The sequence below is a fragment of the Sanguibacter sp. Z41_6 genome (genome assembly GCF_059621145.1).
Genome location: NZ_JCAQIF010000002.1, coordinates 508,307 through 521,443 on the forward strand (window position 1 = coordinate 508,307; position 13,137 = coordinate 521,443).

7 protein-coding genes and 5 pseudogenes are annotated in these 13,137 nt (G+C 62.2%); 5 read left to right on the top strand and 7 right to left on the bottom strand.

Going from position 1 to position 13,137, the window contains the following annotated elements; all coding sequences use genetic code 11:
• Positions 1-54 precede the first annotated feature (54 nt).
• Both AC54T1_RS07315 and AC54T1_RS07320 read left to right on the top strand, forming a co-directional pair.
• Positions 55-1,290 (top strand): lipopolysaccharide biosynthesis protein, encoded by a 1,236-nt coding sequence (locus AC54T1_RS07315; protein WP_496911526.1) that lies wholly within the window; start codon positions 55-57, stop codon positions 1,288-1,290.
• A gap of 338 nt (positions 1,291-1,628) precedes the next feature.
• Positions 1,629-2,015, top strand: a pseudogene (locus AC54T1_RS07320) (integrase core domain-containing protein); the annotation flags it as partial.
• A 285-nt stretch (positions 2,016-2,300) separates the two neighbouring features.
• Here the strand turns inward: AC54T1_RS07320 and AC54T1_RS07325 are convergent.
• Positions 2,301-3,104 carry a glycosyltransferase gene (locus tag AC54T1_RS07325; RefSeq protein ID WP_496911527.1) on the bottom strand — a complete coding sequence of 268 codons (804 nt, stop codon included), beginning with the start codon at positions 3,102-3,104 and terminating at the stop codon, positions 2,301-2,303.
• Between the two features lie 686 nt (positions 3,105-3,790).
• Between AC54T1_RS07325 and AC54T1_RS07330 the strand changes: the two are divergent.
• A pseudogene (locus AC54T1_RS07330) lies at positions 3,791-3,922 on the top strand (IS3 family transposase); the annotation flags it as partial.
• A 111-nt stretch (positions 3,923-4,033) separates the two neighbouring features.
• Here AC54T1_RS07330 and AC54T1_RS07335 read toward each other — a convergent pair.
• The 4 genes and pseudogenes from AC54T1_RS07335 to AC54T1_RS07350 form a co-directional block, all read right to left on the bottom strand.
• Complete coding sequence (locus AC54T1_RS07335) at positions 4,034-5,101, bottom strand: EpsG family protein (protein ID WP_496911528.1); 1,068 nt, start codon at positions 5,099-5,101, stop codon at positions 4,034-4,036.
• 92 nt (positions 5,102-5,193) lie between these two features.
• Positions 5,194-5,338: pseudogene (locus tag AC54T1_RS07340) on the bottom strand (IS481 family transposase); the annotation flags it as partial.
• Positions 5,339-5,419: 81 nt separating this feature from the next.
• Positions 5,420-5,666 (bottom strand): annotated as a pseudogene (locus AC54T1_RS07345) (IS481 family transposase); the annotation flags it as partial.
• Positions 5,667-5,996: 330 nt separating this feature from the next.
• Positions 5,997-7,442, bottom strand: a complete 1,446-nt coding sequence (locus tag AC54T1_RS07350; protein WP_496911529.1) for a sugar transferase — start codon at positions 7,440-7,442, stop codon at positions 5,997-5,999.
• Positions 7,443-7,700: 258 nt separating this feature from the next.
• Between AC54T1_RS07350 and AC54T1_RS07355 the strand changes: the two genes are divergently transcribed.
• Entirely contained in the window at positions 7,701-9,293 is a 1,593-nt protein-coding gene (locus tag AC54T1_RS07355) for a tyrosine-protein kinase domain-containing protein (RefSeq protein WP_496911530.1), read from the top strand.
• A 153-nt stretch (positions 9,294-9,446) separates the two neighbouring features.
• Positions 9,447-10,433, top strand: a pseudogene (locus AC54T1_RS07360) (IS481 family transposase).
• Positions 10,434-10,525: 92 nt separating this feature from the next.
• On the opposite strand, the gene AC54T1_RS07365 reads toward AC54T1_RS07360, so the two are convergent.
• Both AC54T1_RS07365 and AC54T1_RS07370 read right to left on the bottom strand, forming a co-directional pair.
• Positions 10,526-11,050 (bottom strand): peptidase, encoded by a 525-nt coding sequence (locus tag AC54T1_RS07365; protein WP_496911531.1) that lies wholly within the window; start codon positions 11,048-11,050, stop codon positions 10,526-10,528.
• 79 nt (positions 11,051-11,129) lie between these two features.
• Complete coding sequence (locus AC54T1_RS07370) at positions 11,130-13,061, bottom strand: DUF4012 domain-containing protein (protein WP_496911532.1); 1,932 nt, start codon at positions 13,059-13,061, stop codon at positions 11,130-11,132.
• Positions 13,062-13,137: the final 76 nt, after the last annotated feature.

A 13,137-nucleotide genomic window follows, 5' to 3' on the forward strand; every position in this document is an offset into this window, starting at 1 on the left:
GCAACCCCTATGAGAGGCAAGAGGCAGCAACGAGGGCTTCCCGCGCTCCTGGTGATGTTTGGCACTTTCGCGGCACCGCTTGCGCAGTGGATCGTTTTCCTCCTAGTCGCGCGCGTCGGCGGGAGTGGGGACGCGGGCACTTTTGTACTGCTGTTCGCGGTGGCAACACCGTTAGTTACCGCGGCTAATTGGGGGCTGCGGAACGGATATATCACCCTTCCAAACTCTCCCTCTTTTGCCGATTTCTTCGTGTTCCGCATAGTCGGAGTATTAGTTGCAAGCGCACTCCTACTGTCGTTCGGCATGGTCGCGAGACTGGATACTGGCACCGTCCTCGCCGTTCTAGTCATGAAGGCTGCCGATTCGATGACTGACATCTGGTACGCGCGTTGGCAGCGTCAGCAACGGCTAATTCCGTTCGGTATGCTGATGACAGCGAACGGATTGATCACCATATCCGCTGCAGCAACATTTGCCGCTCTGGGATTATCTAGCGTTTGGATTGTTTTCGCCTCAGCTTTAGGATCGATCCTCACGTTCGCAGTGGCCTTGGCGGTCGACGCGCGGGAGATAGCCGCGTGGTGGGAGCGCGGGGGTTATGTGTTTACAGGCTCCGCCAAGCGCATGGGGAGGATTGCTGCCAACTGCTGGCAAATCTGCGTCGGTCTGGTGCTGGCTGGCCTCGTTGTCAGTATTCCTATTTGGGCCGTCGGCATGTTCGGCACGGTGCATGATGTCGGTCGGTTTGCGGGTGTGGCGTACATGATTACAGCAGGTTCGCTCGTAGGCGCATCGTTACAGTCGGTCGTGCTCGGTGGTTATCACGCCAAGATGTGCTCCGGCGAGTCCGAATCCGTCAAGCGGAGCGTGCGACGCGGCAATGCTCTGGTTATGTCCGCTGGGCTCGTGGCAGTGGTTATCGCCGGGACACTCGGGAACGGAGCATTCGAGATTATATACGGTGCTCAGTTCGCTTTTGTGCCGTATGAGCTTATGCTCGTCGCGTTTGCGGCCGTGCTCAACCCAGGCACTTTCCTGCTGGGTGCAGCGCTACTGGCGGCGAATTCTTACGGCGCGCAAATGTCCCTCGTGGGAGTCGCGCTCCTGGGTTCGGTCGTGGCAACCGGATTCGCTGCGTCGATGGGTGCGTCTGGATTTTTGATAGGTGCCATTTGTGCGCTTACCGGCAGCCTCCTGAAATATGGGCTCTCGTGGGCTTGGTTCCGGCGGCGGATGCGGTCATTCACGGTCGAATCGCAAGCCGCGCAATCGGAGAGTAGGGCTCGATAGGTCTTGAACTGTTTAGTCAGCGCCTAAACGAATCGTCCTTCGAGACGACGGCTGTTCCAGGATTCTATGCGATGACCTCACAGCTGAGGCTCGGGTGGGTTTGCGCCGATCGAGCAGATCGACATAACTTCGGCATCGGTGAGTCGTTTCTGCAGAACCGGACGCATGCCCCTGACGCCGTGGACGACAAAGTCCCGACGTCAGGGCCAGAAGTCCGCCGAGTTACGCGAAGCGAGGAGGCGCATTCGATCGCTGGAGTAGGCCAACGCAGTGCCGCCCCGCGCTGCGGCGCACTTCGCTCATGCACCTTCACCGCGGAAGAGAAGCTGCACTCCTGACTGGCCTACACCGAGGACCTGCCCAACCAGACCGCCACCACGATCGCATTCTGGGCGCAGCAGGGGTGTTCTTCGCCGTACACGGCACCGGCAGCATCACGCGGCCCGTGACCGACGACGGATCGAAATATCGTGCCAAGGGCTTCAACCGCTCGATCAGCGAAACACCAGCGGATCGGGCCTACCCCAACGCACAACGGGAAGGTGGCTCGCTCCAACCGCGCCCCGGCCGAGGAGGTTCTCTACGCCCGGGAATGGACCTCAGAAGCACAACGCGCCGCCGCCATCGGCGTCTGGAACATCCAATACAACTATCATCGACCTCACACTGCAGCCGGCGACCAGCCCCCCAGCCTCACGCCTCCGAGTGCTTCACCAACGTCATGACACAGAACGCCTACACCGGCGCAAGCGCTCAGCCACCGCGGTGGGCTGGGCATCACGGACGGGACCCGAATCGGACTTACCTGAGATCGCCGACCCCAAGCTCGACTCGGACGCATCACACCCGTCGAGTACGAACCCATCGAGACCATCCAGCTCGCAATCGCGGACTGAGAAGAACTGTCACTTCGTTGTGCCATCGAGAATCCGCCAGAACCACCATGGGCCCCACTCCGCAGCTCGGAGCCAAACCCTAAGCTCGACGCCAACATCATGAAAGCAGAATGTCTAGACCGCGACCCTGCTCGAGGTGAGACGCTTTACCGCACTGGTGAAACGGCGCGGTGTGGCAAGTTGAACGACTGCGCGCAACATGCCGTAAAAAGCAATCGGGTGCCAGTCAAAATGCTCCCGCATCACCTTCAGGCGCGTGAGTATCTGCCGACGACGCCTCTTGTCCGAGATCCCATCGGCAGATGTCAAGCAGGACACGTGGACCTCTCCAAGGTTTGCACCCTGACAGTTCTTCAACATCGAGCGGAACAATGCATAGTCTTCGGCCGCGGGGTAACTCTCAGAGTACCCACCGGCCGCCTCATATGCCGCTACCCGGAAGACGACCGCGGGGTGGGTGAACGCGGTGTTGATTCTCATGTAGCGCCTGATGCCAGAATCCTCCGTGGGCAGGTAATGCTTGTAGAGAAACCTGCCTTCTGGTGTGACAAACTCCACCGAAGTACCGACGATCCCGACGAGTGGCTGCTGATCCAGGAGTTGTCGCTGCATCTCAAATCGGCTGGGCGAACAAAGATCTCCGCAATCGAGCCGCCCTAGGTACTCCGCGTCTCTCGGAGCCTGTGCGATACCAGCCTGCAAGGCGCCGGTGATGCCTATATTCTTCGCGAGTTCAACGAGCTTGACCTCCGTTTCCCCTACGCGCGAGGGGCAGAAATTCCTCGCGGGAAGACGCACCGAGCCATCGTCCACTACGATTATCATGTCGTCTGAACGAAGCTCTACGGTCGCCAAGGATCGCGTAAGCGACTCCCCAGCCTCATAGTATGGGACGATTAACGCAATCGTCTTATACATAGGCGCTATTCCTATCAGGCATTTGAGGCCTCATTTACTTGCAGCCCCTGAATCGGCGATAAAGGACGTGTCTCGGTGTCAGCCTAACATCGGCACCTGTGGCACAGCCGAGGGCGGTATCGGCCGTGGCGGTGGGCCACGGCGTGGCGTAGCCCGGTCCTTTGATTACACTCCTAGGCGTTACGGATCATGAGGTTTGAACCTCACCGATCTTGATGGAGACATCGAAGACCCGGAAGGATCAGATCCATGGCTGTACCACCGAAGTACCCCGCTGAGTTGCGTGAGCGTGCGACGCGGATGGCGATGGATGCGCGTCAGGATGCCGAGGCTCGGCCCGGTTCGCCGATCGGCTCGGGATTGATCCCGAGACGTAACGCACGTGGTTTAAGCGCGCTGAGAGCCGTGGGCGCCTGCGTCCGGGCACGACGAGCGATGACGCGTCGAGGATGGCTGAGCTCGAGCGGCAGAACCGCGAACTGAAACGGGCGAACGCGATCTTGAAGTCCGCGGCGTCCTTCTTCGCTGCGGAGCTGGACCAGCCACGCAGGTGAAAGCCGAGTTCGTCGGCAAGCAAGAGATGGAGTTCCGCGTTCAGTCGATCTGCGAGGACCTCGAGAATACGCCCGCGAAGATCGCGCCGAGTACTTACTACGCGGCCAAGTCACCCTGAGGCTGCCCGGACCGTGCGCGACCGCGGGCTCGACGAGCAGATCGCTCAGATCCACAGTGACAACTACGGCTTCTCCGGCGTGCGGAATGTCCGCGCCGAACTGCTGCGATGCCAGGTGTCCGTGGCTCGCTGCACCATTGAGCGCCTCATGCGCAAGCGCCGACCTAGTACGAGGCCATCGCCGCGGCGGTCGGGACACCAGAACCATCAACCAAAACCAGTTGACCATCCGTACACGAAACTCCCGGCTTACAGTTCAAGAGGTGACTCCTGGAATGGCTCCGGCAACCTGATAAGGGACGATCTCGTTATACGATATGACATAGATGAGGTAGAACGCGAAGGCGGCGATTGCTATCGTCGCGGTCCACGCGGTGCGCCGTTTCGCCGTCTCCAATGCCTGCGGGATGGCCAGAATCGCGAAAATGCCGAAGTATGACTCTAGACGGGCAATCGTCACAACAGAGACCGCCGCCGCCATGATCGGAATTGTGATTGCATAAAGGCTTGCGTACGTCGCGCCGGAGGCATTTACTTGGCCAGCACGGCGAGCCATGACCAGGCAGAACAACGCAATCAGCACATGAACACCGAGGGATAGTATAGTCCCGAACCCGGCCCCAACGCCCCTGTCGATATATTCAATGTAACGGCCGTTCAGTCTGTTCAGCAGGTTAGCCACCGCAGAAAGCCGCACCAATGGTAGGCTGACCAAGGCTAACGCGATCAGAGTGATGAATAGCGGCACGATACGTATGTTCGACATACGCACGGCTAGGATGACCACGCTGGCCACCAGCGCCGAAACATGGATGAGCGGCGCAATAATTGTCAAGAGCATCCACAGCCAACGTTTTTCGTACCGGTAAGTTTCTGCGAGAAGAACCAATGAACATGCGATCGATTGTCTGACGGCATTAAATGAGAGCGGATAATAGGATAGCGTTACAAATAAGAAAAGAGAGAATGTCGGCATACTGCTGACGCGTCGAACGGCGACCACGACTGGATAAACCGTAAGTATAGAGCAAAGTGTCAAAAATATGGCGAAGTCGTCAGTAAACTGGCGCGTCAAAAACATGAGCCCGACGAAGCCTGGTTCCTGGGGTATCTGCGCGAGCGTGTCCGCCAATGATTGCTTATCGGTAATCGCGAAGAATCTTTCATACATCCGCACATCAGTGCCGACTTCGCTGCTACGCACACCAGCGAAAACTACGAGTATCGCAGCAGGGAGTAGCCAGCCCAGTAGCCGCAGCCCCTTGATTGAGCCGACCTTCGCAACTGCAGGCACACCGAGACTCACCAGAACATAGGGAAACATTGCACGATTCTAGCCTCGATTTTTCATCGGGCCGTTGAGTCTGGCCGTTCGGCCGTCGGTGCCCTTCAAGTCATATCTTCGTATGGACTGTGCTAGGTGTTGGGTGTCATGACGTTGGTGACGCCCGCTCGGAGGCATGGGGATGGGGGCCTGTCGACGACTGCAGTGAGGTCGATGATAGTTGTAGCGGATGTTCCAGACGTCGAAGGCGACGGCGTGTTGTGCTTCTGAGGCCCATTCCGGGCGCAGAGAGCCTCTCCCCGAGCCCGAAAGCCGATAGTGGCCACGGCGGCCTCGTTGGTTAGGAGCTCGGTACCCGCGGCCGTGAACCCGCCAGCCGCCCATGTTGGGGATCCGCCCGGCCTTCTTTGCATCCAGGTGGACCAAGTGCCCGGAATACCGCACCACGATCCGCCTGATGACCCGGTCGGCGGCGCCCTCAGTGTCGATGTCCCGGCGCCGCGAGATCGCCAACCGGCGCAACCCGCGCCCGACAGTCACATGTGAGATCTCGTGCCTTCACGGGTCAGCTCGAGGTGGATCTGGGGGCCAGCCACTTGTGCTTGCTTTCGAGGGGGCGCAGTCACTTCGTGACCGGCGAGACGAGCGACGCCCGCCTCGGGGTCAACGGCGCGTTAGCGTGGGTCATCAGGAGTAGGTCCTCCCAGCAGGCGGATGTAGGAGTCCTCCCATCCTGGAGGTCCGGGACCTACCCCTTCCCCGCGCGCACCCTCCCCAGCGTGTCACCAATCTCATGACCCACAACAACTGGTGCGTGTGCTGGCGAAGTCAATGCGCCACGGCCTCTGAACCGAGCTGACCAGTGTCATGCTCTCAGTGCTGACCCGGACCGACCGCTGACACACCCGGCTTCTGTCTGCTGGAACGCGTGGAGTCAGTAGGCACCAGAACTGGACAACACCGCTCTCGCAGTGCGCGCGAGGATGAGAATATCACCGAAAACTGTCCAGTTTTCTGCATAGTAGAGATCAAGACGAACGCTCTCCTCCCACGTCAGATCCGAACGGCCGCTCACTTGCCACAGGCCCGTAATTCCCGGCCTGACGAGGAGACGCCGGTGGACGTGGTTCTCATAGAGCTGCACCTCACGAGGAAGGGGCGGCCGCGGGCCAACGAGGCTCATGTCGCCGCGCAGTACATTGAGCAGTTGGGGTAGTTCATCGAGGGAGAAACGTCGTAGAACTCGTCCGACAACGGTGACCCGTGGATCGTTGCGCATCTTAAACAGGACGGCGTTGCCTTCATTCAAGTGACGCAATTCGGCCAACCGCTCGTCGGCATCCGCATACATGGATCGAAACTTCAGCATAGTGAAGACGCTTCCACGGACACCGACTCGTTTTTGTTGATAGAGGACCGGACCCGGGCTGGTAAATCGCACGCACGCCGCAATCAACAGGAGCAACGGGGACAGAATGACCGTGATCACAAAAGCGAGCAGCCAGTCAACGATCGCTTTAAGTGCATATTTCGGGCCAGTGAAGCGCGGTTCTTCGACGTAGACGAGCGGAAGACCATTGACTGGCTGCATCATCACCCGCGGACCGGATACGTCTCGAAGCGGAATCGTGAGAGCCAAGTCGATTCCGCTGCCCTCGAGAGCCCAACCCAGTTTGCGCACGGTCTGTTCGGTGATGGCGTCCGATCCCACCACCGTAACGACATCAGCTCCAAGACGAATGGCCAGTTCCGACGCATCCTCCATGGCGCCGAGTACCGCGACTCCTTCAAGCGCATCCCCGGGAAGCTCGGCCCGGGGGACGCACACCCCGAGCACCTTGAAGCCTGCGAGGGGATTAAGCTGCATTTCCCGAGCCAAGAATGCGGCATTATTTCGATGGCCGACGATAATCACGAGCGCCTGCAGTTTTCCGTGGGCGCGTCGGCGGTTGAGCCACTGGCGCCAAGAGAAACGCCCTAAAAGGATAAGCATGAGTCCAAGAGGGAACGCGATACCCAAGTACCCGCGCGCGATCTCCATTCGAAACATGTAGGCGATCACGGCGATGCTCGCGAAGAGCCGCCAACTGACTGAGAAAATGCGCTGATACTCCAGAGGGCCCGCGCCGGCCAGACGCCGGTCTTGCGTGCGCCCGACAACCAAGGCAAATAGCCAAGCCCACATGATAGCGATCGAAACGACAAAGTAACTAGGGGAAAACTCGCCGTTGACGGCCGTAATATTGGCGCTCCCAATCCGAGCGATGTACGCGACGAGGATGCCAACGTAGATCGCCGCCGCGTCAGTGACGAGGATTCGTTTGCCGTACTTTCGCCACCATCGAGGAAGTCCTATGGTCGGCACGACCGAATCGTTCACACTCTGTCTTCGATCTGGGGACGGATGAATCACGTTCTCGCTCGCTCTGCTTGGTTCCACAGTCGATCCCACTGCGCCTCCACCCCCTTAGCGGTCGGCCAGGACCAACCGCTCCGCTCCGCTGATTATGCCGTACGACGGATGCAAGCTGCCCGATGCTCACCCCGGACGAAGATCAGGATGACGGGCCCAGTAAGCGCCCTCGCCATGAGAAGATGTCCTGGATCTGCGAGCACGACGAACAGAGGAGCATCGAACGTGGAACTTCAAGACTACTTGCGAGTCCTGCGCAAACGATGGACCTCGATCTCGCTAATCACACTGCTAGCCCTCGGGGGCGCAGTCGCAGCGACGGCCGTGTCGACACCGATGTACGACGCCCGAGCCCAGGTGTTCGTCTCCGTGCGAACGGGTGGGACGACGTCTGATCTTGCGCAAGGTAGCAGTTTCACGCAGCGGCAGGTGAAGTCGTACACGGACCTAGTGGTCAGCCCGCGTGTGCTGGTTCCGGTCATTGAACAACTCGGCCTGGCAACGACGCCCGACCGCTTGGCGCAGTCGATCTCTGCGAATTCACCTATCGATACCGTGCTTATAAACATCACCGCCACTGACCGCGATCCGCAGCGCGCGAGCGACATCGCGAACGCTACGGCGAACAGTCTGGCGACGGAAGTCACGGCTCTAGAGAAACCTGAGAATGACGTCTCGCCGGTGAAGATCAGCACAGTCCGCTCGGCGACAGCGCCCATGTCGCCATCTTCGCCCAACTTGCAGTTGAACGCTGCGCTCGGGCTCCTGATCGGCTTGGCGCTCGGAATCGGATATGCGGTACTCCGCGAGGCACTTGATACAAAAGTTCGTTCCGAGTCCGATGTGAAGCTCGTAACAGACGCATCGGTGATTGCGACCATCGGCTACGACGACGACGCGCCAGATCACCCGCTGATCGTTCAGACGCACCCACACAGTTTGCGCGCGGAGGCGTTCCGTCGTCTCCGGACGAATCTACAGTTCCTAGACATCGCAGGTCGCCCACAGACGATCGTCATCACTTCCTCGCTTCCAGGCGAGGGGAAGTCGACGACGTCGATCAACGTAGCAATCAGCCTCGCCGACGCTGGCTCTCGAGTCGTGCTTGTTGACGCTGATCTTCGTCGACCATCGGTGGCGGAGTACATGGGCCTCGAGGGGAATGTCGGCCTGACAACCGTGCTTATTGGTCGGGCAACGGTTGCCGATGTCGTACAGCCGTGGGGCAACGGAAACTTGCATGTCCTCCCATCTGGACAGGTTCCTCCCAACCCGAGCGAGTTGCTCGGATCTAACACCATGGCGAACCTGCTCGAGGAACTCGCTGCTGAATACGACGTCGTCTTGATCGACACGCCCCCCTTGTTGCCCGTCACGGACGCCGCAATCCTTGCTCGGCTCACTGGAGGTGCTCTGGTCGTGGTTGGCGCCAACACGCTGACGCGACAACAGCTGGGCGAGTCGATGGGATCACTCGAAACAGTCGGAGCGCGAACCCTCGGCGTCGTCCTCAATCGACTCGAGCGCAAACAGAGCGACTCCTACGCGTACTACGACTACTCCCCCCTCGACGCGTCGAGCACGAAGGACGCGCGCAAGGGAGGGACAGCCCGCAGAACGAACGCCACACGCAGTGCGCGCGGCGTTCGTCCCAAAGCCGAAAAGGCGACCGCGCCCGTAACCCGGGCAGCGCCGTCCACCGGGACATCACGCCGCCGAATGGCAGACGCCGATACCACGGCTTCACTCGACACTCTTTTGAAAGAACAAGAACCGACATCTGCGAACCGCTGGCCGGGCGGTCCGATCAACGACTAGTTGTACTGAGCCCGGTGGTTGCGTACAGCGCGGCGTGTTGGGCTTGAACGGGTGAGGACCTCCGGGGGAGGTGTGGAGCTGTCGAGGGCTTCTACACCGAGATCCTGGGGGTCCTCATGTCTCACGCTTGCGCTTTCTGTCCCGACGGTTCGCCTGTGTTTGGCCCGGCGTGTCGTCGATGACGGTTCACCGTTGCGCCCGGCCGCGGAACGCTTCGGGGTGTCGGTGACCAGCGCGGCGCGGTGGGCCAGGCGATACCGCGAGCAAGACGTGGCAGGCATGGTGAACCGGTCAAACCGTCGTCGCACACGTGCCCGCACCGCACCCCGATACGTACTGAGCGGCGGGTCGTGGCGCTGCGGGTGTCCCGCCGGCGGGAAGCGACGAGGATCGCCTACCACCCGGAGTTAAGTGTCTTAACCGTCCACCGAATCTTCACCCGCTACCGGTGCCTGCCATTTGCGGTGGACCGACCCGGAGACCGGCACCCGATGCGGGCCCGACGCCGCCCGATCGTGCGTTACGAGGACGAGCGGGGGAACTGATCCGCGTCGGCATCGAGAGGCTCGGACACTTTCCCGACGGCCGCGGGCAGAAGGTCCTGGGGTCTCGATCCAGGAAGAACGAACCGCTCACTCCATCGCGACCCCAGCCGCTCCCTCAAGGTCCCCGGGCGCCGCGCCGCCCGAACCTGGGCTTTGCCTACCTCCACCACGCCGTCGAAGACCACACCCGCCTGGCCTACTCCGAGATCATGACCGACGAGAAGAAGGAAACCGCGACGGCATCTATGGCGCGCGCACTGGAGTACTTCGCAGTGCGCGCGATCACCGTCAAGCGAGTGTTGACCGACAACGGCGCGTGCTACCGATCAAAGTTGTTCAACCAGCTCCTGGCCGACGCGCAGATCAAGCACGAGGTGACCCGTTCCTACCGACCCCAGGCCACCGGAAAGGTCGAGCGATTCAACTGAACGCTCCAAGAAGAATGGCCCACGCCTAGCCCTACGCCTCAGAAACCAAACGCGCCGCTGCCTACTCCAAATTGCTGTACCACTACAATCATCACCGCGGCGACACAGCACTTAAAGGCGCTTCGCCAGCCGGCCGCGTACCCGACCTGACGGGTCAGTGCGACTAGTCACGCCTTACCCAACGGCTGAGGGCCGGAACTCCATTGGAGTTCCGGCCCTCAGCCGTTCAGCTGATCAGATCAGCACGGGAGCTCTTCGATCAGTTGGTACCGCGGCGGCGAGCGACGAACACCGCTCCCGCTCCAGCAGCGAGGAGCGCTCCCGCGCCAAGTGCCAACTGCGTCCCGTCAAAACCGGTCACGGGCAGCGGGCTACCGTCCGAAGCCTGCTCGCCAGCGGCAGCAGCGCCACCCCCGACGACGAGGATCGCGTCACCCAGCATGTTGCCAGCCGCATCGGTGGCGACAGCGGTGTAGGTGGCCTCCTGGGAGAACGACACGGAGAACGTCGCAACGCCCGCAGCATCCGCGGCCTTCGGCAGGGACTTCGTGCCGGCGATCGTGATGGCGTCGTTCGGGATGGACGCGGGGTTCGAGGTGACCGTCAGGGTGACCTGGCCGCCCGGCTCCGCCCCAGCGATAGAGACGGTGATCGCCTCGCCGACGGCCGGCGTCGGGTCCGTCACCGTGACATCGATCCCGGGTGCCTCATAAGCGAGAGCCGTAGCCGGGACAGCGAGCAGGGCGAGTACGGAAGCGGCGACGAGCGCAGTACGACGAGTCATAGGTTTCCCCCAAGGGATCGGTTTATCAGATTAGTGTCACAGCAATACATGCGAGACTCCGCGCTCAATCTAGTCGCGTTCACGCGCACACGGTAGTGCCGTCCGTAAACGTCACCCGCCCGTCGCGGAGTGGCGTACTGCGAACGTCGATCTCCCCGGGCTGCGCACCGGTAACCAGGTCGTACTCCATGGTCGCCGCCTCCCCCGGCTTGAGCTGGATCGTCTTGCCCACCACCGTGAGGTCTTCATGAGCCTGGGCCGTGACACCCGTGTTCTCGCCGTTCAGACGAATCCCCGCCACAGTTCCGCCGGTCGGTGCATAGACGAGGACGTTCGTCCGCACCTCGCCCTCAGGAACAGCGATGCCGGCCCCGGTGATGTAAGGCGGCAGAGTCGCCGCGTCGGCGGGGGCCGTATTTGTGAGCGTCACGCTGACCGTGACGGCACGGGTGCCATCGACCCTGCACTCTTGCGTAGCCACAATTACGTCGCTCGAGAGGTAGTAGCCCATCTTCGCGGCCGAGCCGTCGTTGTAATAGACGCCGACCACCGGTGAGTCCCCGTTGTCCCCGCGCAGCTCCCCGCTCAGCACCGTGCCCGCGATGAGACTCTGCTCCTCCGGGTGCGCCGACCACGCGAGAAGGCGGTCTTGGCGCGCGGCCTCCGCGAGAGCCTCGACCGCAGCAGCGGGGTCACCCTGGCCCGCAATGATCCCCGCGAACACCGTCGCCGCCGTGGCCGCGAAGAACGCGTCCTGCTCCTCGGGGTCGTCGAGGACCATGTACACCGTGTTGAGCAGAACATCGGACGCGTTCTCACTCGTCAGCTGCCCCCCGACGGAATCCGCAACGTCCCCGGGCGTGAGCGGCACTGGCCCGGTCGCACCGAGCACGAGCGCGAGCGTCCCGGGGTCCACGGAGAACACCCCGTCGATCTCGCCGCCCACGTACTGAGTCCATATTGTCCGAGCGATCTCCCCGGTCCGGGGAAAGTCCGGTGTAAATGTCACGTCGCGCATGTCCGCGGCTAAGTCTTCACCAAACAAGGTGTCCTCGACCGGCAACAGCGGCAGCACGGGCGCCGGCAGATTCCCGAGTGATTGACCCGACCGCTGCTCCACGACCTCGACTGCGCCGTTGTCCGCACGCAGCTTGACCACCGACCCGGGGATGCCGCCGGTGGCGCGCGGCTCGGCGTTGTTCTGCACGAGCAGCAGGTACTCGCGGGGGCCTTCGGCGCCGAGCATCGGGGGCAGCAGCTGGACGGCCTTGGCCGCCGTCGCTGTCGTGCCCGCGACGGCGCGGACCTGCTCCTCGAGCTGCGTGACGGGTCCTGCGATGAGGGAGTGGAGCGCCGTCGTGTCGATGCCCGCGACACGGTGCAGCGAGTCCTGGATCGAGGCGTCCGACGCGACGACCGCGGGCTCCGCGGCGATGAGCGGGGCGAGGTCGATCCTGCCCGAGGCCAAGGAGAAGGCGGACGGGTCGACGAGGTCGGTCGCGTCCATGAGGCCCGGCAGCGCGTCGCTCGCGAGGTCGTCGACGACCTCGCTGACCACCTGCACCGCCTTGACGTTCGGTCCCGCCCATGGCAGCGCTCCGGCGAGGGACCAGTGCGGGCCGTGCGTGGAGTCGAGGGCTGTCGCCGCGTGGTCCTGCAGCTCGGCGAGAGTCACCTGGGCCGCGTCGCGGTCCCCGGCGACCACCTGCTCCTGCAGCGTGCTCACGAGGTCGGCCGCCGTCTCGAGCTCCCCCTTGGCCCGCAGCGCATCGACACCGAGCCACACGCCACCCGCGACGACGAGGAGCACAGCGACGAGGAGCGCGTAGCCGACGGTGCGGCCGGTGCGGTTGCGGCGCTTGCGTCCGCGCCGCGCCGCGCCGCGGGAGGCCCGCCGCGTCCCCGCGGCCCCAGCCGGCTCGGCCGTGTCCCACCCCTCCCACACCGCCGGGGCGTCCGTGCTGTCGGGGCTGACGGAGCCGTCCCTGCGGTGGGGGCTGTCCTGCGTCACGCGGTTCCTCCAAGGTGTCGGCACGCCCGTCCTCGCCGACCGGCAGGCGCCGCGAGTCTATCGGTGGATTCAGGAC

Bases quoted from the DNA above. Each gene is read 5' to 3' on its own strand.
- AC54T1_RS07315 (WP_496911526.1), top strand. From the start codon at position 55: ATGTTTGGCACTTTCGCGGCACCGCTTGCGCAGTGGATCGTTTTCCTC.
- AC54T1_RS07325 (WP_496911527.1), bottom strand. From the start codon at position 3,104: ATGTATAAGACGATTGCGTTAATCGTCCCATACTATGAGGCTGGGGAG.
- AC54T1_RS07335 (WP_496911528.1), bottom strand. From the start codon at position 5,101: ATGTTTCCCTATGTTCTGGTGAGTCTCGGTGTGCCTGCAGTTGCGAAG.
- AC54T1_RS07365 (WP_496911531.1), bottom strand. From the start codon at position 11,050: ATGACTCGTCGTACTGCGCTCGTCGCCGCTTCCGTACTCGCCCTGCTC.